Origin of the sequence: Citrobacter sp. Cpo037 (assembly GCF_030332945.1) — a bacterium.
In the GTDB taxonomy this organism is placed as follows: domain Bacteria; phylum Pseudomonadota; class Gammaproteobacteria; order Enterobacterales; family Enterobacteriaceae; genus Citrobacter; species Citrobacter portucalensis.
The window spans coordinates 140277-164836 of record NZ_JAOWGW010000072.1 but is presented as its reverse complement, the minus strand read 5'-3'; the positions used below and the strand labels follow the sequence as shown (position 1 = coordinate 164836).

Annotated in this window: 27 protein-coding genes; 23 read left to right on the top strand and 4 right to left on the bottom strand. The window is 52.5% G+C overall.

Going from position 1 to position 24560, the window contains the following annotated elements:
• Positions 1-25: 25 nt before the first annotated feature.
• The 4 genes from OGX94_RS18460 to OGX94_RS18445 all read right to left on the bottom strand — a co-directional run bounded on the left by OGX94_RS18460 (position 26) and on the right by OGX94_RS18445 (position 4677).
• Complete coding sequence (locus tag OGX94_RS18460) at positions 26-1378, bottom strand: KAP family P-loop NTPase fold protein (RefSeq protein ID WP_200080768.1); 1353 nt, start codon at positions 1376-1378, stop codon at positions 26-28.
• 112 nt (positions 1379-1490) lie between these two features.
• Positions 1491-1760 (bottom strand): Ogr/Delta-like zinc finger protein, encoded by a 270-nt coding sequence (locus OGX94_RS18455; protein WP_200080781.1) that lies wholly within the window; start codon positions 1758-1760, stop codon positions 1491-1493.
• Between the two features lie 47 nt (positions 1761-1807).
• On the bottom strand, positions 1808-2869 hold the full coding sequence (locus OGX94_RS18450; RefSeq protein WP_200080767.1) for a phage portal protein: 1062 nt from the start codon (positions 2867-2869) through the stop codon (positions 1808-1810).
• Positions 2866-4677 carry a terminase large subunit domain-containing protein gene (locus OGX94_RS18445; protein WP_001631635.1) on the bottom strand — a complete coding sequence of 604 codons (1812 nt, stop codon included), beginning with the start codon at positions 4675-4677 and terminating at the stop codon, positions 2866-2868. Before OGX94_RS18445 ends, OGX94_RS18450 begins: the two co-directional genes overlap by 4 nt.
• A gap of 177 nt (positions 4678-4854) precedes the next feature.
• Between OGX94_RS18445 and OGX94_RS18440 the strand changes: the two genes are divergently transcribed.
• The 23 genes from OGX94_RS18440 to OGX94_RS18330 all read left to right on the top strand — a co-directional run bounded on the left by OGX94_RS18440 (position 4855) and on the right by OGX94_RS18330 (position 24391).
• Positions 4855-5916, top strand: a complete 1062-nt coding sequence (locus tag OGX94_RS18440) for a GPO family capsid scaffolding protein (RefSeq protein WP_200080766.1) — start codon at positions 4855-4857, stop codon at positions 5914-5916.
• 23 nt (positions 5917-5939) lie between these two features.
• Entirely contained in the window at positions 5940-6971 is a 1032-nt protein-coding gene (locus tag OGX94_RS18435; RefSeq protein WP_200080765.1) for a phage major capsid protein, P2 family, read from the top strand.
• 2 nt (positions 6972-6973) lie between these two features.
• A complete protein-coding gene (gene gpM / locus OGX94_RS18430) occupies positions 6974-7678 on the top strand; it encodes a phage terminase small subunit (protein ID WP_200080764.1) in 705 nt (234 codons plus the stop codon).
• A 102-nt stretch (positions 7679-7780) separates the two neighbouring features.
• Complete coding sequence (locus OGX94_RS18425) at positions 7781-8254, top strand: head completion/stabilization protein (protein WP_000016519.1); 474 nt, start codon at positions 7781-7783, stop codon at positions 8252-8254.
• Positions 8251-8727, top strand: a complete 477-nt coding sequence (locus OGX94_RS18420; RefSeq protein ID WP_000080428.1) for a phage tail protein — start codon at positions 8251-8253, stop codon at positions 8725-8727. The genes OGX94_RS18425 and OGX94_RS18420 overlap by 4 nt, the downstream gene beginning before the upstream one ends.
• Before the next feature lie 35 nt (positions 8728-8762).
• The gene (locus OGX94_RS18415; protein WP_200080780.1) at positions 8763-9419 is read left to right on the top strand and encodes a hypothetical protein; all 657 of its coding nucleotides are present in this window, start codon (positions 8763-8765) and stop codon (positions 9417-9419) included.
• Between the two features lie 2 nt (positions 9420-9421).
• Positions 9422-10564 (top strand): DUF2586 domain-containing protein, encoded by a 1143-nt coding sequence (locus OGX94_RS18410; protein WP_200080763.1) that lies wholly within the window; start codon positions 9422-9424, stop codon positions 10562-10564.
• Positions 10565-10567: 3 nt separating this feature from the next.
• Positions 10568-11023 (top strand): phage protein, encoded by a 456-nt coding sequence (locus tag OGX94_RS18405; protein WP_006624202.1) that lies wholly within the window; start codon positions 10568-10570, stop codon positions 11021-11023.
• 4 nt (positions 11024-11027) lie between these two features.
• On the top strand, positions 11028-11339 hold the full coding sequence (locus OGX94_RS18400) for a phage holin family protein (protein ID WP_000980879.1): 312 nt from the start codon (positions 11028-11030) through the stop codon (positions 11337-11339).
• Positions 11326-11664: a M15 family metallopeptidase gene (locus tag OGX94_RS18395; protein WP_000777032.1), complete on the top strand. Its 339-nt coding sequence runs from the start codon at positions 11326-11328 to the stop codon at positions 11662-11664. The genes OGX94_RS18400 and OGX94_RS18395 overlap by 14 nt, the downstream gene beginning before the upstream one ends.
• On the top strand, positions 11664-12047 hold the full coding sequence (locus tag OGX94_RS18390; protein ID WP_284295189.1) for a hypothetical protein: 384 nt from the start codon (positions 11664-11666) through the stop codon (positions 12045-12047). Before OGX94_RS18395 ends, OGX94_RS18390 begins: the two co-directional genes overlap by 1 nt.
• A gap of 102 nt (positions 12048-12149) precedes the next feature.
• Positions 12150-12419: a putative phage tail assembly chaperone gene (locus OGX94_RS18380; protein ID WP_001656609.1), complete on the top strand. Its 270-nt coding sequence runs from the start codon at positions 12150-12152 to the stop codon at positions 12417-12419.
• On the top strand, positions 12416-12607 hold the full coding sequence (locus OGX94_RS25005) for a DUF6890 family protein (protein ID WP_394854919.1): 192 nt from the start codon (positions 12416-12418) through the stop codon (positions 12605-12607). The genes OGX94_RS18380 and OGX94_RS25005 overlap by 4 nt, the downstream gene beginning before the upstream one ends.
• 1 nt (position 12608) lies before the next feature.
• Positions 12609-14723, top strand: coding sequence for a phage tail tape measure protein (locus OGX94_RS18375; RefSeq protein ID WP_200080761.1), 2115 nt, complete (start codon positions 12609-12611; stop codon positions 14721-14723).
• Positions 14720-15055: a DUF2590 family protein gene (locus tag OGX94_RS18370; RefSeq protein WP_006624195.1), complete on the top strand. Its 336-nt coding sequence runs from the start codon at positions 14720-14722 to the stop codon at positions 15053-15055. The genes OGX94_RS18375 and OGX94_RS18370 overlap by 4 nt, the downstream gene beginning before the upstream one ends.
• Positions 15048-16232 carry a baseplate J/gp47 family protein gene (locus OGX94_RS18365; RefSeq protein ID WP_200080760.1) on the top strand — a complete coding sequence of 395 codons (1185 nt, stop codon included), beginning with the start codon at positions 15048-15050 and terminating at the stop codon, positions 16230-16232. Before OGX94_RS18370 ends, OGX94_RS18365 begins: the two co-directional genes overlap by 8 nt.
• Positions 16225-16818: a phage tail protein gene (locus OGX94_RS18360; protein ID WP_200080759.1), complete on the top strand. Its 594-nt coding sequence runs from the start codon at positions 16225-16227 to the stop codon at positions 16816-16818. The genes OGX94_RS18365 and OGX94_RS18360 overlap by 8 nt, the downstream gene beginning before the upstream one ends.
• 11 nt (positions 16819-16829) lie before the next feature.
• Complete coding sequence (locus OGX94_RS18355) at positions 16830-19160, top strand: phage tail-collar fiber domain-containing protein (protein ID WP_286569694.1); 2331 nt, start codon at positions 16830-16832, stop codon at positions 19158-19160.
• Between the two features lie 3 nt (positions 19161-19163).
• The gene (locus tag OGX94_RS18350; protein ID WP_200080758.1) at positions 19164-19751 is read left to right on the top strand and encodes a tail fiber assembly protein; all 588 of its coding nucleotides are present in this window, start codon (positions 19164-19166) and stop codon (positions 19749-19751) included.
• Between the two features lie 102 nt (positions 19752-19853).
• On the top strand, positions 19854-20576 hold the full coding sequence (locus OGX94_RS18345; RefSeq protein ID WP_200080757.1) for a hypothetical protein: 723 nt from the start codon (positions 19854-19856) through the stop codon (positions 20574-20576).
• Positions 20548-21090 (top strand): baseplate complex protein, encoded by a 543-nt coding sequence (locus tag OGX94_RS18340; protein ID WP_000083770.1) that lies wholly within the window; start codon positions 20548-20550, stop codon positions 21088-21090. The genes OGX94_RS18345 and OGX94_RS18340 overlap by 29 nt, the downstream gene beginning before the upstream one ends.
• A gap of 7 nt (positions 21091-21097) precedes the next feature.
• Positions 21098-22822: a hypothetical protein gene (locus OGX94_RS18335; RefSeq protein WP_213735380.1), complete on the top strand. Its 1725-nt coding sequence runs from the start codon at positions 21098-21100 to the stop codon at positions 22820-22822.
• A 675-nt stretch (positions 22823-23497) separates the two neighbouring features.
• The gene (locus OGX94_RS18330; RefSeq protein ID WP_200080755.1) at positions 23498-24391 is read left to right on the top strand and encodes a type VI secretion system-associated protein TagO; all 894 of its coding nucleotides are present in this window, start codon (positions 23498-23500) and stop codon (positions 24389-24391) included.
• Positions 24392-24560: the final 169 nt, after the last annotated feature.

Genomic DNA, 24560 nt, shown 5'->3' with positions numbered 1-24560 from the left:
GTAAAGAGCCCGCAAAAAATTGTTATTAATTGATATCAAACCCTTCAACGGTTTCAAACATGTTTTCTAAAATTGGTACTCTTCTTCCAAAGTAACTTTGTATGTCTGAAAAACGCTTGTTAACGTCGGCTTTTTGTAGTTCTTCATCTGACATGTAGTGATATTGTAACAAATGGTCTATCCAGTAAATCTCAGAAACAAATTCTGCGTGGGTGTTATTCACTGAAAGCTTAGGTAGTATTTCTTGAAGTTCATATTTCTTGTATATGATATTGGATAACATTTCAGAATCATGAACTTTGAGGAAAGCAACTAACCCCATAGCTACTTTAAACGCATCAGCGGTAAAATTGTTTATTTTATTTGGATTGGCAATAACTGCAAATACTGAGTAACAACGCTCAGCTTCACGTAATGAACAACCATTAACATCCAGCAAATAAGCTAGGGTATTTACAAGCGGGCCGTTTCGGACAAATAAGTTGTTATCACTATCTATCGTAAGTAGGTGTTTTTTTATTGTTGAGTGATGATGATAATTGAACTCAGTTTGAGATAGGCAACTTATCTTCGGAAGAGAAAACCAGTAATGAACAAATTTATTAAGGTACAATCTGGAGTTAATATTCCCATAACGACACTCAATGCTCTTTTCAAATTGTTCGCGATTGACTACTAATAAAAATATCACTCCTTCGACAGAAAAAATATGTTTGATTTTTTCTAATAAATCTAAAGAAAAGTCGGGGCGGGCGCGATCCAGTTCATCAATTATGAAAAATATCTTTTTACCACTTTGCCTACATATTTGAGTTAATAATTTACCGAAATGTTCTATGGTTGCTATTTCATTTTCACTATTTTTTATTTTTCCCTCTATATATTCCTCAACTGGAGAGGATATAGAGTCAGTTATCACATCGCTAGCTTTTTCAAGAACCGTTCCGGATAGTAGCCCCCCAGATAGAGTATTGATTGCAAATTTAGCACTGTTTATCGCAAATGAAGCGCCTATTTTTTTACCAGCACTTAATAATTCCTCGCATAATGTTTTTAGTTTTCCATTTTCTTTACTTATAAGGGAATATATGCTTGATGTTAATGCGACAAATGGGTCAGATTGATAATCGCTTTTGAACGCATCAAAGTATATGACATCAAAATCATCTGAATGATTTTTGTTAATCTCTGATTCCATCATCCTTACAAATGAAGTTTTTCCATTGCCCCATTTATCATCTAGCGCTAAAACTAAACTTTTATCAGGCGCGTTGGTAGCAACTCGCATAATAGTATCGTGTAGTTTCTTTCTGTCAAAAATATCGTCATTATCGGAAAAACCATCAGAAAAGGATTTGATTGGAGCAGTTAATCGCATATCTATGTTCCTTTGATATTAAGGCAAAATGCACCATGAATGTAACAAAATAGCGAGTAACATTACATAACTCATAATGTAAAAGCTCGCTTTTTGCAGGGTTTTTTTATGCTTATTGTCCGTTGAGGAGATCCAATGCAAATTGTCGTTCTTCCGGCTTGAGTTGGTCAATCAGAAATTTAACCAGCTTGTTGCCGGTCAGCCCGCTGGGGCTGAGGGTATGTGAAAACTCAACGCTATAAACAAATGTATGACCACATTCCACTTCCGTGCAGCCACAGTATAAAGACGCCAGTTTTTTATCTTTCCAGTCAGATTTGCGAATGATGGCCGGTGAGCCGCATTCAGGACATTTAATTTTAAAAACTCGCATGTTCACCATCCCGCACGCCATTGCTAACAATGGGGATGATTTTAACTTAACTGCGCTCATTTTTCGCCCTTTTCGGCGGTAATTGCCGGGATATCCACTTCAAAAACCAGGTGCAAATGTGGGGGGATCTCCGGGTCATTGTTGACGCCGTTCATTAGCTTGCGCTGCAACGGGATAACTTCATCCTTGCGATAGGTTGTGCGGGCGGTTTCAGGGTTGCCCATTACCGCGCCATTGGTCGGGATGATTCCTGCCAGGCCTGCGGGGAAACGGTGAGCGGTAAAGATATCCTGTGCGGTGATCCCTTTGATGTTGGCAAATTCATCCTTTGCGCTGACTTCGCCCACTGGCATGATTTTAACCCCTTCCGGGTCGCCCTTCGGGATGTTGATAAACATATTGCGGAAGTTACCCAGCCCTTTGGACTGGGCAATCTTCTCTTTGATTTCGTTTTCCATTTCCAGCGTAAGATTCGGATCGCTGGTATAGAGAATAAAGCCCATGTGCGCCCCGTTGTTGTAGTAACGGCGTCGGAAGATGGTTGCCTCACTGTTGAGTAACACCGAATGGATGCCGCCAATATAGTCAGGCAGGCCATACACCTGCTGGCGCGGGTCGTACATTTTAAAAAAGACGATGTCTTCCGGGTCATAGATAAGTGCTGGCCCTTCCTGCAAAACAGCAAACGACCCGTCTTTTCGGCAGCGAAGATACAGCGACGGCAGCGGCAGCAGGTCGATCACTTCCCCGAATATGTTACGAATTTTCAGGATAGCGACGTCACCAAACAGCAGGTAATCAAAGACAGCCTGTTCGACCTGGTCAGGCGTCAGGCCGCCGCCGATATAGCCACCGGCCACCATATTGCGCCGCGCATACAGTACCCCGCCGTGCTGGCCGTTAAGGTTCGGCAACTGGGCCAGCGCCAGGCGATCAATCGGGAGTCGCCAGTGGTCATACTCATTGTCATACCAGATATTGTGATAATCAGTGCCGGTAGTCAGGATGGGTTCTGGTTCGCCAAAGGTGATCACGCTTCCGCGCCCTGGCGTGAAGGTTTCAACCTTGTTGCCGGTCATGGACCTGAATTTTTTATTATTACGCTGTTTCTTTGTCATGCTGCTTTCCCAAAGTACCAGCCCGATGGGCGGTCATATTCGTGATCGATAGGTTCGTTAATTACGGCGTGCGAGATAGCGAAGAAAACATCTGCATGGCCGGTCGCGTCTGAACGTTCGGCAACAAACGTCAGCGCGTTGCCGCTGTTGGTTGTCGTGCGCCGGATAGCCATAAAGCTGGCCGGAATTTCGACGCGCTCCTTGTTCGTTTCGTCTACTGCGTCTTTTGCCCATTCGATGCGCTTACGCTCGACAACGTCGATCATCTTCATCACCAGGCGGTTTTTGCTTTCGACGCTGTAAAGAATTGGTGTGGCTTCGCGTGGCGCAAATTTGCTGACAAGGTCATAAACGCCTTTACCTATGCCGGTTGTATCGATCCCGATGTAAGTGATGTTAAAGCGGCGCATAAGCTGCTTTATCTGGTCGGCCTGCCAGCTGAAGTTAAAACCCTGCCATTGCCAGACGGCCAGCACGCGGAAGCGCTCGCCGTCCTCTATGGGGGGCGCGATTAACACAAATGTTGAGTTGTCGCCGGAGCGCGACGGGTCAAAACCTGCCCATACTTCGCGATTGCCGAAGGGCCGCGCAGCGGTCAGATCAAAGTCGCCCCATGTGGCCCGGTCCACTTCACAGCCGACAAGCGCGGAGAACTTGAAAACCGCGTCCTTACTGTCAACAAACTGGCACATGTAGAGCATGGCGAACGCGGTCGGGCTGTATTTGTTGCGCAGCCGTTCAATATCGACAAGCGCCCCGAGGCCGCCTTCGATAGCGTCTTCCATCGTGATGATGTAGCGCCAGATCTGGTCAGGGCAAAGAATGCCCTGGCGCATTTCGCTTTCGTTCGGGAACTTCACACCTTTGCGTTTCGGGTCGTCCCCGCGCCAGGCTTCGCCAGTCCAGACCGGGTAAGCCTGGTGCGTTTTCGCGCTGGGCGTCGAAAAGTAGGTCGTGCGGTATTTGTTATGCGTTGCCATTGCGCTGGCAACTTCATGCAGGCGCGTGAATTTCGGGATCCAGAAAACCTCATCCCCATACAGGTGGCCGTTAAAGCCCTGCGCGGTGCTGGCGTTCGTGGACAAAAAGCGCAGTATTGCGCCGTTACTGAGGCGGATATTTTTACCCGTCAGCGTCACGCCGAAATGGTTCTGGGCGATCTGGACGATGTATTCGCGGAAGATTTCCGACTGGGATCGGCTTGCAGAGAAAAAGACCTGGTTGTCACCGGTAATGACGGCGTCTTCGAATGCTTCCCAGGCGAAATAATAGGTCATACCCACCTGGCGGCTTTTCAGAATGAAGCGCCAGTCTTCGCCTTTATGTTCGCGGCAGTGCAGCTGGTACTCGAAGAGATGTTCCCGCGCCCAGGTGTCGAGCATTTCCGCTGTAATACCGGAAACGTCGTTTTTCTTATACCTGCGCTTTCTTTCCCCTGGTTCCCCGCCTGCGCTGCTGAGGCAGTACCCTTCACCATCATAAGCCGCTTTCTGGGCCTGAATTTCTGCCAGCTTTTCGGCGTGCTTGTTGCGCTGCGCCATGAGTTTCACATGGTGAGCAATCAGATCGCGCAGTTCTTCCAGTTCCAGCGCTGTTTTTTTCTCGCGGCGGGAGAGCTGGTCGATACGGCGGGCGATGACATTTTCCACCGATTCAACAGGCAGCAGTGATGCCCACTTCCCGACGTCAGCCCAGTGGTAAATTGTACGCGGTGGAATATTCAGTTCCTGCGCAATATCTTTCGGCGTCCAGCTTTTTATATAAAGCGTGCGGGCCGCTTCTTTTAATTCATCGGAATATTTAGCCATGCGGCTATTATGGCGGGATTATTTTGCAGAATTGATAATTAAATATCGGTAAAAAGTGGCTATCCAGTTATAACCGAATACATAAGAGATAAAGCGGTCGCGCTGTTTTAATCAATTCGCAATACTGACCACCACAACCGAATCATTGTTATTTAAATTCATCAATAAAGGTCAGTTATGCCGCAATCTCATTACCGCACGGATTGGCTATGCATTGCCACATCTGGACAGGCTGTGGACGGTCGCACCATTGAACCGCAATGGTTGATTGATGCGGCAGAAACCTACACCCGCAAGACCTACACCGCCATGATTTGGCCGCACCACCCGCAATACGATATTGGCGAGCGTGAATTTACCTGCAACCTGGGTGAAGTGGACGCGCTGAAAGTGGAAACGGAAGGTGACGTCACGAAGTTATATGCCCAGTTAATCCCAAATCAATTTTTAATTGATGCCAACCGTATGGGGCAAAAGTTATTTACGTCAGCCGAATTTGTCACTGATTTTGCAGGCAGTGGTCGTGAATATCTTTTCGGGCTGGCTGTGACGGATATTCCGGCAAGTCTGGGAACGGAAAAACTTAAATTTGTTTTAGCCGGTGAAGAAAAAGACGCCGAGCGCGGGAGTCTGGAAACATTCAGCTTAGGAAAATTACAGACAAGTAAACCGGATAAAAAAGATTCTTTCTGGTCTCGTTTATTTTCGGCCAGTAAAGATTTTACGCCAACGCCAGAGCCAAACACTGATAAGCCCTCTGAGGGCGACGGAGAAAAAATGGAAGAGTTAAAAGCCCTCATCCAGCAATTACTGGATTTAGTTAAAAGCGGTAAAGACGCCGCAGCGGGTGACGCTGACACGGTCAATACACCGGAACAGGCCGCCGACGAAGTGGCCGTCATTGCTGACGAAATCGCAGACGCTGCCGCCGAAGTGGCAGATCTGGCGGAGGAAGTTGCAGGGAACCCGGAAGACGAAGTCAAAGCGGAAGAATTCAGCGTCGCCAAAGCCAACCTGGCAAAAGCGATGAAAAAATTCAGCGCAGCCCCGGCGCGTCGTCAGCGTACCCGCAACCGCCGCCGTGAGTTTTCCGCAGGCCGTCAAGCCGGTAACCCGCTGAACGACCTGTCCGAGCAACTGACCACCGTCATGACCAAGCTGTCAGCGATGGAAAGTAACGGAACGCGTCGTCCTGGCAATGCGCCTGCGGGCGACAAAAAACCGCGTGAATTAGTTTAAGCGCCTGTTTTAAGGAAAATAAAATGCATCATACGCAACAACTATCTGCCCAGGCCGAGGGAATGCTGCAAAGTTTTACCGCAGCCCTGGCTGAATCTTATGGCGTGCGCGACACCTCAAAGATGTTTGCTATCACGCCACCGAAAGAAACCTTGCTGCGTCAGGCGCTGCTGGAGTCTTCCGAATTCCTGCGCCTGGTGAATGTGAAAGATGTCCAGCAGACCACCGGCCAGGTTATCAGTACCGGCAAGCCGGGTATTTATACCGGGCGTAAGAAAGGCGGGCGTTTTTCCCGTTCCCTGGGCGTCAGCGGTAATACTTACGCTCTCGCGGAAACGGATTCCGGTTCATTCCTGGACTATGACACGCTGACCAACTGGGCAAACTCCGGCAGTGAAGATGAATTCTTCCAGCTGATTCAGGCATTCAGCAATGAGCAATTTGCGCTGGATATGCTGCGCGTGGCGTTTAACGGCGTGAGTGTTGCCGAGACCACCGACCCGGAAAACAACCCGAACGGTGAAGACGTTAACATCGGCTGGCACCAGATTGTCAAAACGCGTACGCCAGAGCAAATCATCACCGATGCGGTCACGCTGGGTGGCGCGGGCGCGGATTATGTGTCGCTGGATGCGGCAGTCACTGACCTGCTGCATACCTGCATTCTGGAGCATTACCGCAATGACCCGAACCTCTGCGTTCTGATTTCCGGTGACCTGATTGGGAAGGACGCCACAACCATGATGAATATGGTTGACCGTCCAACTGAGAAAGTCGCGGCGCAGCTGATGAACCGTCAGATTGCGGGTAAGCAGGTATACACCCCGCCATTTATGCCGGAAGGTCGCCTCATCATTACCACCCTGAGCAACCTGCATATTTATACGCAGTCGGGAACCCGTAAGCGCAAAGCCGACTGGAGTGACGACCGCAAGCAGTTTGAAAACAACTATTTGCGCATGGAAGGTTACGCCGTCGAACATGACGAGCTGTATGCAGCGTTCGACAAAATCACCCTTGCCGCCGATCCGGTAGCACCGGAGGGAGGCGCGTAAAAATGGCTATGACCCTGTGTCAACGACACCGAGCACGCATGAAAGCCGCAAAGGCGCTGGATAATCGCGAAGCCCTGACGGCATCGCCGGTCAGCTTTCACATTCAAATGCTGGAGCTGGAAAAAGATGTCGCAATGCTTCGCAGCGTACAGCGCACGGAAGACCGCATCGAGCTGAAACGCGATGTCCTTTTGCCGCGCTGGATGCCGACCGTTGAGGCATATCTTGCCGGTGATACCCGCTTTGCTAATCCGGCCCTGGTTTACTGCGTGATCTGGCTGTTCGATACGGGGGAAATGGGCAAGGCGCTGGACTGGGCTGACGTGGCTATCAGTGAGAACCAGGCCACGCCGGAAAACTTCAAAAGCAACCTGCCTGCCTTTGTGGCCGACACGGTGCTGGAGTGGGCGATCATGCAGGCGGAAGCCGGTCACAGCATCGAACCCTATTTCAGCCGCACGTTTGAAAACATCCGCGAAAAGTGGCGTTTGCACGAAGACATTAACGCGAAGTGGTTCAAGTTCGCCGGTCTTTACCTGCTGCGCGACGAGAAGGGCCAACCGCGTGCCACTGCCGTGGATGATGTGAACACGCTGGAACAGGCCGACGCCCTGCTGGCCCAGGCGGCTGCGTACAACAAAAACGCCGGAGTTAAGACCATGCGCGAAAAAATCCGCGCCCGGATTAACGGCCTGACCCAGCTTTAACGACTCCCGCAAGCCGGGACGGGCGCGGGGGAGGCATCAACCATACGGTTGTTGGCCGTGGAACCCGTTAGCCCGTTTCTATTGCAAAACCGAGGTGCGCCAATGAGTGGCCCAAGTTTCAGTATCAGCGGCAAGCCAGTGACGGTGACGCCAACAGCGATCACCAACGGCGTGACATTCTGGCCCGATCTCGATCTGGCCGAGTTTCAGAAGGTGCGCACGCTGCCCGCTGATCTGCCGCCAGAAACCGCAGGCGTGGCCCTGCTGGCTGCTATTGCTGAGGTAAACGACGCGCTGGCCGACGTGGTGACGTACTGGAACGCGAAAGCCTGCGAGCGGGCCGCAGATGTACCGGGTGCAAAGATGGGCGACGAAACCCAGTTAACAGCCCAGTACAAAAAAGCGGTCTACGCCCGCGCAAAGGCCGATTTACTGGGGGAGTTCGCCACCATCGGGCGGCGTGAATCGCATCCGGGGCAGGAAAGCCAGGACACCCGCGCCAGCCTGCTGGCCGAGGCGGCCAACGTGATGCGAAACATGCTGCGGCAACCACGCGTAGGGGTGCATCTGATATGAGCCAGCTTGAAAGCCTGACGGCGTTTATTACGGCAAATCTGCCGCCTGATGCCATGCAGATGTTTTCCAGTTCAATGGAGGATTGCGAGCTGGTACGCAACGCCAAAGCGCTGGGGAACAACCAGCGCCGGATCGGAGTGCTGACTTACACCGCCCGTTTGTCGTGGGATGACTTCCCCTACCGCAAATATTCGCCGGGGCTGATTTATGCCCTGGTGCTGGCCTGGGTGGATGAGTTCGCCAACGAGCTGCGCGACGAGCTGAAGTTAGCCGATCCCACCGTGGACCCGGAGTTCGACGACGAAGGGTCATGCATTCTGGATGTAGTTGTCCCGCTGGTTGATCCGCTGGTCCTGCGTGAAGTGGAAAAAGGACCGATCCCTTTCAAGGGCAAGAAATGGGACATCGTAAACCCCGAAATCTGGGAGGCGTCGCAACTGGAATTTATTGTCCAGCGTGGTGACGCGTCGTGATCCGTGGGGAGCTGAACCAGCAACAGCTAAAGCAGATGCGGGAAACGCTGGCAAAAGCTGACCTTCCCCCGCGTAAGCGCCAGCGCCTTTTATGGCGTATTGCAAAGCTGGGCATTGTTACTGCGGCAAAACGTCACCAGCGCCAGCAGGCGGCCCCGGACGGTACGCCGTGGGAGCCGCGCAAGCGTGGCAAAGAGAAGATGTTAAAAGGTCTGCCCAAATTGCTGGCCGTTCGTGAAATGCCGGAGATTCAGGGGGTAAGAATTTACCTCAAGGGCGGGAACTACCGGAACGGGACGAAGCCCATCGCGGCGGGCCTGGTCGGTGCGGTCCAGCAGGACGGCGCACGGATCCAGATGAAAGCCAGTAACGCCCCGCGCAAGCCGCAGGCTGACCAGCCCGCGCTACCGCGACAGGCCAAGCGCCTGCGGGCGCTGGGCTACAAAACCCGCAAGGGCAAGCGCTGGGTTAAACCGTCCAGCAAGCAAATCATGGAAACCATGAGCATGGCCCAGGCGGGATTACTGATTCGAAAACTGAAAGGCACACCCTCAAAACGCACATGGACCATTGATATTCCTGGGCGCGTTTTTCTGGGGGTGAGCAACGACGAATTTAACCAAATTATTGCGCGGCAAATGCAGGCAATCGGCTTCGGCTGGGACGTCACCGCGCAGCAAATCAGGGGGTAAAAATGACCTGGCCGAATGTCAACGTCAGTCAGAAAAACCGCTTCAACGGCACAACGAACGACGTCGAGCGCGTCATCCTCTTTGTGGGTTACGGCGACACTAACATCGGGAAAACCCAGTCGCTGAATACCGGCAGCGATCTGGATAAAGCCCTGGGCGACAAAGACAGCCCGTTAAAAAATATGGTGGCCGCAGCGGCCAATAACGCCGGTCAGAACTGGTTTGCTTACGTGCATGTGCTGGCAGAGCCAGACAAGGACGCCGAGGGCTACAAACCAGACGAAGACTGGATGAACGCGGTCAAACAGGCCCAGAGCGTGGCATCCGTGGAAGGGGTTGTCCTGGCATTTGATACCGCCGACGCGGCCACCATTAACCGCGCAACGGAAATGCGCGTCACCTTACAGGCCAGTTTTGGGCGTTTTATCTGGTTTGCCCTTGCTGTGGGTGGGCCGGAAAAGGACGAAGCGTGGAGCGACTATGTGACGCGCCTGGCAACACTCCAGGACGGTATTGCATCGCCTGGGGTGCAACTGGTCCCGCGTCTGTGGGGCAACGAACCCGGCGTCCTGGTCGGTCGCTTGTGTAACCGTTCGGTGACGGTGGCAGACAGCCCCGCCCGCGTTGCAACCGGCGCAGTCACCGCGCTGGGCTGCGACGGTCTGCCGGTCGACGGGACTGGGGCAGAAATTGATCTGGCCGTGTTGCAGTCCTTGCAGGCAAACCGCTACAGCGTGCCGATGTGGTATCACGATTATGACGGCATCTACTGGGCTGACGGTCGCACCCTGGACGTTGAAGGCGGTGATTACCAGGTGATTGAAAACGTGCGCGTGGTTGATAAAGCCTCCCGCCGCGTCCGTCTGCGTGCAATCCCCAAAATTGCCGATCGTTCACTGAACAGCACACCGGGCAGCATCGCCGCGCATGAAACCTATTTCGGCAAGCCGCTGCGCGAAATGGCGATTTCAACCCAGATCAATGGCGTCGAATTTCCGGGCGAAGTGAAGCCACCAAAGGACGGTGACATCACCATCACCTGGACCAGTAACGAAGCGGTACAGATTTACCTTGTGGTTCGACCGTATGAGAGCGCGAAAGAAATCGGCGTCAGCATCGAACTGGACACCTCACTGGAGAGCTAATCAATGACTGAACGTATTAGCGGTGGATCATTCGATGTGAACTACGACGGCATCATGATTCACGTCGAAAACGCCACCGTCACCATTACGGACAACAGCGCGGTAGCGCAAACCCGCGGCGTCCCGAACGGCCACACGAAAGGGTCAGTTTCGGCGGATGTGGAAATCGAAGTCGATTCCCAGAACTTTAAAAAGTTTACCGCCGTGGCCCGTTCGGCAGGTTCCTGGCGGGCGATTCCGGCAAAGGACTTTTTGTTCTATGCCAATGCCGGTGACGACGAAGAAAAAATCGAGGTGTTTGGCTGCGTTCCTTCGCTGTCTGACATCGTCAACATCAACCCCAACGAGGCCAGCAAAACCACGAAGAAAATTAAATTCATGGTGACAAGCCCGGACTTTGTCGCGATTGACGGCGTGCCGTACCTGTCAGCCCGTGACACTCGCGATCTGAAAGGCTGACACGATGATGAACGGAGAAACGTCACTGCTTGAAAAACTGTTGCTTATCGGGGCCGTGATCGGTCTGGGGCAACTGATGGTCAGCAATGAGCGAATCACAACCCGTCTTCTGGTCGGGCGGATGATTCTGGGATCTGCGGTCGCACCGCTGGCCGCAATCCCTCTGCTGAAATTCCCCGATATGCCGGAACTGGTCGTCATTGGGCTGGCCTGCGCCCTGGGCATTCTGGGAAGTGCGTTTATTGAGGCGGGGTTAAAGCGCTGCCTGGACATGTATATCAAGCGATGGGGGAGCAAGCGCAATGAAACTGAGTGAAAAACAGCAACTTTTCACGGTGATGATCGCCAACCTGATTCATTTTGCCGAAGAAAAGGGTTATCGCCTGACGTTTGGCGAAGCGTACCGCACGCCGGAACAGGCCGCGCTTAACGCAAAAAAAGGGAGCGGCATTACTAACAGCCTGCATACCCAGCGCCTGGCGGTGGATTTTAACCTGTTTATTAACGGCGAATACCAGACCGACAGCGCCGCATATCGCCCACTGGGCGAATACTGGGAATCTATCGGCGGATCGTGGGGTGGCCGTTTCAGTAAGCCGGACGGGAACCATTTCAGTCTTGAGCATAACGGGGTTCGCTGATGCGCAATTTGCTGGGTCTTTTGCTGATTCTGGTCGCTGCAATGTCAGCGGGCTGGCAGGCGCATGACTGGCACGATGCAAAGCTGAAACTCGCTGCCAGTGAAGCGGCAGAACAAACGCGCCAGATTGTTGTTGAGGTGACGCAGCAGTCTGGTGAAGCGCTGGAAGCAAAACTCGCGGAGCTGAGGGCCAATGAAATTCACACGGAACGGGTTATCCGCACGGAAACCATTAAGCCGGTTTTTAGCAACGTTTGCGCTTCTGATAATTACGTCCGGTTGTTCAACAAAAGTGCAGATCAAGCCGAACGAAAATTATCAGGAAAACCAGCTGACACTTTGCCCGGTCACGCTGCCACGTCTGGCCGGACCGACCGGAAATGACTTTGACGCGGCGCTGACAGCCTACCGGCAGATGTATACCGACTGCGCCGCCCGACATAACTCCCTGGTGGGCATCATTCGACAACGTAAGGAATTAGCACAATGAGTAAACCGAAAAAAATCGCCATGACCGTGGCGGGCGTAAATCTGAGCTTTGAGCCGAATAAAACCGCGTTTAACAACCTGCTTAACGAAATGACCATGACCAATAAGGTTGCCCCTATGGTGACGTATCTGGGCCGCATTGTTGATGCCGAGTGTAAAGAGTCGCTCAACAAGTTGATGGAAGATTATCCGGGTTGCGAAATGCAGATCGTCGAGAAGGTTAACGAGATTTACTCACCCAAACTTGAGATCGAAGTAAAAAACTGACGGCGCGGGTAGCGGCCATTCGCACGAATGCGCTTGAGCAATATCTTGCCCTGCGCCGCTATTACCTCCCGCACGAACACGACGACGAAGAAAGCATCGCCCGCGCCCTGTGGCTGGACGAATATTTCGCCCAGACCCGCGCCAGCAAGACGGCGGAAGGGATAGCCATCGCATTTAACGGAAACTGATATGAGCCACCTGGATTTTACCCTGAGCCTGATCGATAAGCTGACGCGGCCGTTAAAAACGGCCCAGTCTTCGCTGTCCGGCTTTGCTGAAAAATCGCAGGCGTCTTTTACAAAAATCGGGATCGGTGCGGCGGCTGTCTGGGGCGTGGCGCAGTCCATCGCGGGCGTAGTGGGTCCGGCGTATGAGATGAACGCCGCACTTGCAGAAGTGGGTTCCAAAGGCGTGGCAGAGGACGCGCTGAAGCGTCTGTCCGGCGAAGCCATGCGATTCAGTATGCGCTACGGCAAAGGGGCCGTTGATGTGGTCCGGTCAAGCTATGCGATGAAAGGCGCAATGGCGGGCCTGTCCGATCTGGACCTGCCCCGCGTCACCATCGCGGCCAATACCCTGGCGGCAGGCGTCAAGGCCAGCGGCGAAGAGGCAGGCGAATACATCGGCGCGATGGCGTCACGTTTCAACGCGGAGTTGTCCAGTCTGGGCCATGTGCGTTTTGCCGAAGAGCTGGCAGGGAAAACCGCGTACATGGTGCAAAACTTCGGCGTGAAAATGCAGACCATGCAGGAGCTTATCGAGGGGACGAAAAGCGCCGGTGCTGACTTTGGCGTCAGCCTGGATGAACAGTTCGCCGTCCTGGGTACGCTTTCGCGCACGCTGGGTACTGAGGCCAGCGGGATCTACGAGCAGTTTTTACGCAGCGCCCCGGCTGCCGCTGAAAAGCTGGGTATGAGCTTTGTCGATGCCACCGGCAAAATGCTGCCGATGGGCGACATTTTGCAAAAACTCCAGGGCAAATACGGGCAGAGCATCGAAGGGAACGTCAAGGCACAACAGGCGCTGGACGCCGCGTTCGGTGGTGGTGCTGACGTTATCAAAAAGCTGTACGGCCAGCAGGATAAATTAAATCGCAGCATCACCGAACTGGGCCGAAATGACGGGATGAAACGCGCCCAGGAAATGGCCGAACGAATGGCTGAGCCGTGGGAGCGTATCAAAGCGACATTCTTTGCCATTCGCGTGGCGATTGGTAACACGCTGATCCCTATCCTGTCACCGCTGATGAACCGTATTGCCGACGTGGGGACAAAATTTGCCCGCTGGCTGGATATGTTCCCGAATATTGCCCGCTGGCTGGGTTACATCACCCTGGGCGTGCTGTCCTTCGGGCTGGCCGGAGCGGCGGTCAATATCGTGATGGGGGTCTTTGGCTTCACCATGATGGGGCTTGCCGCAATTGCTAAGGTGCTGGGTGGCGCATGGAAACTCCTGTTATGGACGCTCAACCTGTTGCGTCCGTCCCTGCTGACAACGCGCATTGGCCTGGCTGCATTGTGGATCCAGTCAAAATTGCTGGCGCTGTGGACGGGTGTCTGCCGCATCGCGCTTGCTGCATGGAATATCGCGTTAAAGGCCGGGGCTATTGCCATGCGGGTTTACGGTGCGGCGACCATGTTTGCCGGAGCGGCAATGCAATTCCTGATGAGTCCGATCACCCTGATTATTGCCGCGCTGGCGCTTCTGGCCGTGGGGGTCTGGTACGTCGTCACCCACTGGGAAGAACTGGCGGCAGCAGTCATGAATACGGCGGCTTTTGCCTGGGTGATGTCAGTCGCTGAACAGGTGGGCCAGGTGTTTGCGCGGGTCTGGCAGTCCATCACTGACGGCTGGGCCGTGGTGGTTGATTTCTTTGCCGGTCTTTCCCCGCTTGCCACCTTTGAAGGATTCGCACAAACCATCGGCGGGGTATTCAGCAAACTTTTTGACGTCCTCAAAAGTACCTTTGCGTCTACCTATAACTGGATTGTTGAGAAGTTAAACAAGATCCCCGGTGTCAATATCGACCTGAAAACCGTTTCACCACCGGCAGCGGCTGCCGTTCCGGCAAACGCGGTCATTCCTGACAGTGCTGCAGGTTCGTCGAAGCTGAACAGCCCGTCCGTGCTGACGGGGAACCGAATTAATGCAGACATTCCACGCGGCGGCCTGATGAGTCAGGTTAAAACCGACAGCAAAACCGCCGTTGATAACCGTAAATCGTGGGGCGATACCTACATCAACGCCCCCAATGGAATCACCCCGGCCCAGCTGGCTGAATGGCAGGAGCTTAACGCAGGATGAGTACCGAACCGTTATACATCGACCTTTTGATCACTGACGGCGATTTCACGCTGGACAGCGGCAACGAGCCGCGCCGTTGCGATAACCGCGACAGCATCACCCAGGACATTATTCACAGCATTCTGGAAAGCGGTATCACCACCCGCCTGATCGGTGAACGTAGCCCGACAATGCGCGGGGACGTGCTGACGCAGTTGTCCTTACTGGTGGAAAGCGACGAACGTCTGGTCCCTGGAACCATAGTGATCACCGAAGAAACCCTTTCGCGGTTGTATGTCACGGCGGAAACCTACGATTTCGGCCCTGTCAGTACAGAGGTTAACTATGACTGAGAAACCCGACGTTGATTTTGAAAAGGTACTGAATGACAGCGGGATGCCCGCGACAGAGACCGAAATTACGGCAGCGTTTAAAGCCACCGTGCAGGCGGAAGGGTTTGTCACAAACACGTCGAGAATGTCACCTTTCTGGCGGCTGATTTCGAAGATTGTCACCACGCCGGTGTTATGGCTGCGTGCGGCGCTGATCGATGTGGTCCTGCGCAATATGTTTGTTGCGACGGCCACCGGTCCCATGCTGCGCCTGCTGGCCTGGGCGGTCCATATTGTGCCTAAACCGGCCAGCGCTGCCGCTGGCGTGCTGCGGTTCTACAAGCTGAACGCGGCGGATGTGGTCGTCGTGCCTGCCGGAACCCTGGTGCAAACCGAGCGTATTAACGGCGTGGTTTACGTGCTAGCGGTGAATGAAGATGTGACGCTGCCTGCCGGGGTTGAAAGCGGGCTGGTTCCCGTCACGGCGACCGGAAACGGCAGCGGCTATAACCTTGCGCCCGGTTATTACCGGATCTTACCCGTTGCGGTGGCCGGGATCGCCAGTGCGGTCAATGAGGACGAATGGCTGATTACGCCAGGGGCTAACGAGGAAAGCGACGACGAGCTGCGCGACCGCACCCGCAACCAGTTTAATCTGGTAGGCAATTACCATTCTGACGCTATCTACCGCAGCATGATTGCCAGCGTGCTGGGACTGAGCGTTGATCGCATTTACTTTTTGCACGATGCCCCGCGTGGGCCGGGTACGGCAAATGCTTACCTGTTGCTGGACAGCGGCGAAATATCGCAGCCCTTTATTGATGCGGTTAACGACTATGTGAATACCCAGGGCCACCACGGACACGGTGATGATCTCCAGTGTTATGCCATGCCGGAAACCAGCCACACCCTGGCGGTAACGGTCTACGTCAAAAGCGTGGAAAACATGGAAGCGGAAGACCTGAGCGCGTTAAAAACCGGTATTACCGACCTGATTCGTTGCGCGTTTCGCGAGAACGCCAATTACGACGTTAAGAAGACGCAGCCCTATTCGCGCTATTCCTTTTCGAATCTGGGGCGCGAGATCCACAAGGCTTTTCCGGTTGTCGATTCACTGCATTTTTCACTGACGGATATTGTCAGCGAACTGTCGGTTCCGCGCCTGTCAGGGTTAACGGTGGAGATTGAAAATGACTGAGTTTTCAAAGTTGCTTGCCGGTCTGAAATTGCCGTCGTGGATGAACAAAGGCGACCCCGCCAGGCTGCTCCGGGCCTGCGTGAAGTTCTGGTCGCAGGTGTACGGGTGGATCACCTGGCCGTTAAAGCAGTTTGATCCGCTGGTCTGCCCCGAATCGCTATTAAACCTAATTGCATGGGAACGCGACATCGTTCGGTTCAAGGGGGAGCCGCTCGACGTCTTCCGCAAGCGTGTGAATTACGCTTTCATCAATGCGCAGCAGGCTGGAGAGGTGGCGGGCTTTATTGCCATTTTTGAGCGGCTGGGGATTGGTTACGTTGAATTACTTGAACGGCAGGACGGACTCGACTGGGATGTAATTGTCGTTCGGGTGACAAACAGCCAGATTGCGGAAAATGGCGATCTCCTGTTGGAAATCATCCGCAAATACGGGCGCACATGCCGCCGTTACCAGTTTGAAGTGATCACCGCCCTGCCGCTGAATATTAATATTGGCTGGTATCAGGGGGAATATATTTGCTGGCCTGCCACCCTGGGTGATGTGAATAACCAGCCCGAAGCAACGTACAGCGCAAGTTTGAAGTAGAGGAAAGACCTATGTCACAGGCTGTTATTACAAAAGTATTTACAGAGTGGAAAGCCCAGCAGGCAATTAATAATCAGCCCGTCACGCTGGATGAATTTATTTTCGCGTATATTCCGGGACTGGATACTGATAAGCCGATTGATAATACCGAGACAATGCCCGCAGCGGATAAAATTGTTGATCGCCTGCCGGTAAGTAAAACCGGCGTTGTGAATGAAAATTCTGTCGTTTATTCCGTCACACTGGGGGCGGATGTGGGCGATTATGATTTCAACTGGATCGGGCTGGCAAATAAAGCCTCCGGCACACTGGCGATGATTATTCATGCCCCGACTCAGCGCAAAATCAAAAATGCGAACGGCCAGCAGGGAAACGTTCTGGTCCGTTCCATGCTGATGGAATACAGCGGAGCCAGGGAAGCAACGGAAATTACCACCCCGGCAGAGACATGGCAGATTGATTTCACTGCCCGCCTGGCGGCAATGGATGAACGCCAGCGCCGCGAAAATATCGATCTGTATGGCGCAGCGGCTTTTTTTGATTCGGGCTATCTGGTAGCCAAAACCGGCAATCAATTTTTTGTCACAAAGGGGGCAGGATACGTCGCCGGGTTACGCGCTGAATTGCCCTCAGACCTGAACATCAACGCATCCGCGAAGCCGACAAAGATCTGGCTTGATGTCAGCTGGACCGGGACGTTAACGAGCGAATGGGCAGTACAGAGCAAAATCACCGTTGTCGCAGATCTTGCCGATTATGTGCTGGGCGGCGTGCAGCATTATGTCTTTGCGGTGGCGAGTATTGATGCTGCCGGAAATATCACAGACCTGCGCCCGAAAGGCACGCTGAACGACCAGGCGGCCAGTGATGCGCTGAAAAAGCATGAGAAGTCCCGAAATCATCCAGATGCCACGACCAGCGAGAAGGGGTTCACCCAGTTAAGCAGTGCGACAGACAGCGCCAGTGAAGAATTGGCCGCAACGTCGAAAGCAGTAAAAATCGCGATGGATAACGCCAATGTGCGTCTTGCTAAAGGCCAGAACGGCAAGGATATTCCCGACAAAGATTTATTCGTGCGAAATATCGGTGCTGCGAGGGCTTTCAGTGGAGGAATAAGCATTGGTGGAGGCGGCAACTGGACGACTGCGGAGTTTATTGTCTGGCTTGAAAATCAGGGGGCATTTAATCATCCATATTGGATGTGCAAAGGTTCATGGTCTTACAGTGATAACCGAACTATCACGGATACAGGATGCGGAAATATCCAGTTGGCTGGGGCTGTAGTCGAGGTGATGGGCGACCGTGTCGCGATGACCATTCGTGTTACTACAGCCTCGACGGGGGGAGGAACACTCAGCGCTCAGTTTACTTACATCAATCATGGTGATGACTATTCACCAAGCTGGCGCAGAGATTTGAAACGCTCAGGCGACACAATGCTCGGTGAACTGAAAATCCATGGAGCTAATGCCCTGAGGATATTTGATGAACAACTAGGTCTGATTTTCCGGCGTTCGGAAGAGAGCCTGCATCTTATCCCAACGCTGGAAAATCAGGGGGAGAATGGCGATATCGGCCCACTGCGCCCACTCAGTATTAATCTGAGAACGGGTGAGGTTATGATGGAACATAAATTACTCGCCAGCGGTGGTGCTCAGATTAGCAGCTCACTGGGTATTGGGGTTGATAATGTCCTGGGCGAGAATTCAATTGTTTTGGGTGACGCTGATACCGGTTTAAAACAGAACGGCGACGGTGTACTTGATAGTTATTCCAATGGTCGTCAGGTGATGAGAATTGTTCCTGATGCCGTGCAGGTATTTGGTTGGACTGGCAGTTGGATAGACTTGCGCAGGCAGCCTTGTTTTACCAACGTTACACCTGTGGACAATGACGGCGCGTCGGCAATTGTCAGACAGGAACATCATGACAGACACTTCATAATTGGCGGGCTGGGTAATAATCAGTTCGGCATTTACATGATTAATAAGTCCCGCACAGCAAATGGAAGTGATGGGCAGGCCTTCATGAATACTGACGCGGATTGGGTATGCGGCAATCGGGTTTTGCCAGGCAACTACGAAAACTTTGATGCTCGTTATCAGCCAAAAGATAATTACGCAACTCAAGCGTGGGTATCGCAAAACTTTGTCCAAAATATCCGACAATCAGGCGTGGCTTATATTGACGCAGAGAAAAACTCAGGTCAGCGCCTGGTGCCAGCCGGAGGTGTGCTAATTGGCTCTCAGGTCAATGGGGAATGGGACAACAACGAGGGATTTTATTACACCTGGATTCAGCAGAATATCAATGGTAACTGGCTCACAATTGGACGGGTATAAAGAATGCAGTTTTTTAAAAGATTTACTCGCTATCATCCTGTGGAAGGTGAACAGGCTGAATTAGCTGAAAAGCACAACGTAATGTTTTTGCGGGCAGAAGATGGAACGGACTGGTATGAAGCACAGAAGAAATTTGCCACAGATACAATGAAACTTGTCATTGATGACGAGGGAATTATACGCTCTTTTTCCCGTGACATAACGACGCTCTGGCCAGTCGACAAAAGTGTTGCGGAGGTGGAGTACAACACGTCATTCGATGACGTTTGGATCGATGGCGGTTGGCAGTATCGGGACGGGAAAGTATCTCCTCGTGTTTATACGCAATCAGAGTTAATAGAGCAGGCCGAAAGAAAAAAATCCAGCCTGCTTGCAGAGGCTATGGCGGCAATTGCTCCGCTTGAACGGGCGGTGAAGCTGGATATTGCTACCAGTGACGAAATCACCTTGCTTGAAATCTGGGAACGCTACAGCGTCATGGTGAATCGGGTAGATACCTCAAAACCCGAATGGCCAGCGCCTCCTGGTAATCAAAACGTTGGTTTAGTAGAAACGATAAATAGTGCAGCTCAAGTCAGTACAGCGAAGTGAAGTTCAGACTTCGCTGGATGATGATACTGCTCGAAAATTGCTGGTTAATGGTGGCGCAATTGCTGAGTGTAGTAGTTATGCTGGTAATGGAGGTTCCGGGGGATGTGGCGTGAATCGGTTGTAAAGATTGCTGACGATATGGGGGCGCTGGCCTGTTCCATTGTGCCAGCGCATCCCTGGGTTTACGGGCTGGGACAGAACACGGATTCAGGCGGTTATCTCAGTCCGGCCAATGCGATGGGATATCTCGCAAAAAAACTGTTATCCGGTGGCGGTAGCGGTGATGTCATCGTCATGATGGTGGCGGAGAATACCCACGACGCTTTTATGCAGGGGCTGAATAAACTGTCCACCGTATTTCCTGCCCCCGTTTTTACGCAGGTAAGCCGAATGGCAGTAGCGGCCGCAGAACTCAGCACGGTAAAAATGCAGTTGCCGGTTAAAGCCGATGTATTGCCAGCCAGTGCGCCGTTATCAGTCTCAACCAACCGGCTGGCGCTGAATGCCCAGCGAGTTGCCGCCGCGCAGCTGGCCGCCGCAGTCAGTACAACCACAACAGATCTAAAAAATCAGGTTACGGGATTTATTCAGGAACGGGCCGGTTTGCTGGCCTCACTCAGCCAGGGGCTGGACGACCTGAAAGCCGCCAGCGCGAATATTTTTTCATTCAGTTACAGCGGAAGTTATGCCGTTGCTGCCGCTGAATTGCTGAAAGGCATCCCGCAAACAACGGCAGTGCATACCGCCGCGATGATGTTTATCGGGGATTCGTTATCTGACTTAGGGAAGATGCTACATGAGCCAGACCGCATTACTCGCGCTTGATGGTGAAGGGATCGCCATGCAGAACATGCTGGTTTCGCCTTCCATGCAGTTTCAGGAGAAGGACCAGTCGGGCCAGACATCGAGCACGGCCAATGCTGAACAGGGTATCAAGGCCAAAGAGCTGCGCGTGTCGGGTCTGGTGACATTCGACGACGAAGCCGTTTTACAGCGGCTTTTCCAGCTGGCATCCGCAACCGAAGCCAGCGGCGCACTGAAAAAGTACCGCGTCGCCAATGCGACGGCAACGGCTATCAACCTTCGTGAAGCCACGTTCACCGGCCAGATTGATGCCGTACCGCAGGAGGATCGCCTTGCCTGGCAGGTAAGTTTTACCCTGCGTGAAAAAGGCAGCGTCCCGGAAAAACGACAGGCCCGCAAAGGTAATGCGACGGCCAGCACCAAGCAAACGGGGTCAAAGGGCGCGGGTTCGGCTGCCGGTGCTGACGAGCCAGCCGACAAAATGAGCTGGTTTGAAGAAAAGGTCTTAAAGCCGGTCAACGATGCGCTGGGGTAATTAAACGATGAAACCAATTAAACGCCTGTACCTTTCCTCTGATCCGGTCCATCTGATTGACTGCAATATCGTGCTAGAGCTGAACGCGTGCGGTCGGGGGTTTATTACGGCGGGGACAGAGACAGATTACACCGGCAAAATGGTGCGTATCGATGTTGGTTATGATGGTCTGGTCTTGCGTTGGTTTACCGGGTATGTCGAGCGGTCACAGCCTGCTGATAATGGAACATGCCGGTTGTTCGTGCGTGAGCTGGTAGGCATCTTTGATAAATTGTGGCCGTGTTCTTTCCAGCATCCAACGCTGCGCCAGATTACTGACTGGATAAGTGAACAAAGCGGGCTGGCTGTTACAACGCCGGTCGGCGCTGCTTATGCAGATAAACCGATCCCTCATTTTACGCACAGCGGCACGGGCTATCAGCTTCTTGCCAGTCTGGGCCGTGCATTTTCAGTGACGGATTATCTCTGGTATCAGCTGCCGGACGGGGACGTCTTCGTCGGCGCTGCGGAGCACAGTCTTTTTGCAGGTAAGCCAGTGGAGATCCCGCACGAATTTAGCCAGGCATCGGCGGGCGGTAATTCAATGGTTGTGCCGATGATTCAGAGCCTGCGACCGGGTGTGGAAGTGAACGGCCAGCGGCTGAACCAGGTCCGGCTAAATAACGACGACATGGCAATCACCTGGCAGCCCCGCAACAAAGCCAACGGCCAACCATTGCAAAAATCACCCATTCAGCGGCAGATTGAAAACGCATTCCCGGAGCTGGCAAGCGGCCTGCATCTTCCAAAATTCGCCAGGGTGGAAGCACCAAGCGAGGATGTGTCAGGGGGTAATATTGCCGATCCATTCCGCCCGCGCTATGCCGTAGATCTCCAGCTGCTTGACGAAGACGGCAAGCCAGCCGCAAATACGCCGGTTTATTCTGCCGTTCCGCTACCTGTACCAATGGCGGGCAGCGAGTCGGGAATGTTCCAGTTTCCGCCCCCTGGAACGCTGGTTGAAGTCGGGTTCACTGAGGGGCGGCAGGATAAGCCCTTTGTGCGCCAGATTATGGCGGAGGGTCATAACCTGCCAGCGGTTAAACCCGGTGAGCAGTTGCAGCAACAGCGCGATGGTGTATCGCAGCGCGTGACCGTTGCCGGAGACTGGGAGCGCCAGACAGACCAGACAATCCGCGAAAACTCCATGATGCGCGAAGTCACCACCGATGAAGAGATCCGCAAAGTGGTTGTCCGTGAAACAACGGTCCAGGCAACGGATAAAACAACCGTGCTGGGCACGACCACACTTCTGGCCGGGGCGGTGGTCCATATCAGCGAGGGGGATTACAGCGTTGGCACATCCGGCAACCTGACAGTGACCTGCAGCAAGGACAATTCCGTCAGTGTTGGCCGGAACGTGAAACGGGACGTCGCGGGCAATGTGACAGACGACGTGAAAGGGAATGTCACGTCAAACGTCAGCGGCGCACTGACTGAAAAAATCAGCGGCATCCGCCGAAGTGTGGCCCAGGCGCAACAGCTGATTGCCCCGGTGGTAAAACTGGGAAGCGAAGAGATTAACGTCCTGACGCTACTTACCGACACCCTGGATGTGGTGAGGGAGCTGGCAGAGACTGCCGCGTCACATACTCACCCCAATACAGGGGCCAGCGGGCAGGCTACGCAGTTCAACGCAACGGCCACTAAAACCGGTACATTGAAAAGCAAATACGGCCCCCTGATAGCCTGATAAAAAGCGGCATAACCGCACACCTCACCAGACACCACAGAACGCGCCACAGCAGGCGCAAATATTAAAGGTCGCCATCGTGCGGCCTTTCTTTCGTTCGTTCAACAGCGGCCTACAGCGTAAGCGACAGCAGGCAGACGGAAGCGGATCCAGGACGGAAACGGCGCTACACCGCACCCGCCTGCGCAGTTTGGATCATAAAAATTTTGCAAAAGAAATTTTGCGCAAAGCACCCCGCCAGCCTGCGCCGCTGCTGGGCTTTTGCATCCTGCGGGCGTTTGCACGCTGCGCAAAGATTTGCAGCACTTTGCAAAAGTCACTGCGTCGCCAGTCGCTAACCGACTGGATAACATGATGTTTTTAAAAGGATCGTTTTGGTTTCCGTGACGATCAAAATGATTCGGTGGCGTTCGGTGGTTTTCGGGTGCGGATATCGTGAAGCCTTGCGCAGTGCGGGCTGGCGGCAGATTGCTTGAATTCGTCGTCTTGCAAAGCGTGGCGCAGAAAAATGAAAAAAAGATCTATGGTGGATGCGAAATCAACTACATAAGCACGGCTACATTCTTGTTAATAAAAATAAGCAAGATAAACTTCAAGCGTTTGTATTAATTGACAAGTGATGGACAAACAAAGGGGATTAAGGTTATGACGCTAGTTAGCTGTAAGGATGAGCGAATGAAAAAGTATGTTTTTACTATCGGGGTGTCATTTATAGCACTTAGTGCTTCTACAGCCCATGCAACGAATGAACATAAAAACTTCAATGCCGTGCTTGAGTGTCGGGCCATAGAAAGTAATGCAGATCGGCTTTCTTGTTACGATAAGTCCATACCACCCACACGCAAAGAAAACGCTCAGAAGTTTGAAAGCAGAGATCAATGCCCAGACGAGAAAGATAACGATAAGCGACTGTCCTGCTATGATCGATTCTTCTCGCCAACTTTTAAGTCATCTACAGTTTCGGAAACGTCAGCACCTCAGCCTGTAACCGCAGAAATTCGACAACCGGATGGTGCGGCATTGTCGCAATGCCGAAGCGAGATTAACGGAACTAAACGGTTGGCATGTTATGACAAGCTATTCCCGCAAATTGTATCGGGTGATAATGAATCAACACATACAGCTGTAGCAAATCCCGGTAAGTGGCAGACTTCTGTTACTACATCTCCGGTGGACGACTCAAAAAACGTAATTCTTTCACTGTCTAGTAATGATTACATCAGAACGCCTTATGGAGAGAGTGTTACACCGACAATTTACGTGGCCTGCCGTGAAAAGAAAACTGAAGTTTTTATTAACTGGGATGTGTACTTAGGACTCGAACAAACGAGCATGTTGTATCGTTTGGATAAGCAAAAAGCGGTCGAAAAAAACTGGTCGATTTCCACGGATACAAAAGCTGTTTTTTACAGAGGCAGTGATATTGATTTCATTAGAGCCTTAGCGAAAGCGGATAAAATGTACACAAAGATAACCCCCTATAACGAAACGCCTGTCAGTGCGACATTTGATCTTGCTGGTTTATCGGAAGCAATGAAACCACTTCAAAAAGCATGTGGATGGAAGTAATTGACTTTTAATACAAATGGTTACACTACACATTTAAGCAAAAAGTCTGACAAAAAATAAACTCACCAATATGGAAAAAACCCCGTTTTGCGGACGGGGTTTGTTTGATGTGGTCAATGTGTGGACATTGTAAGAAATAAATCCATTTATTTCAGTGTATTACAGGCAA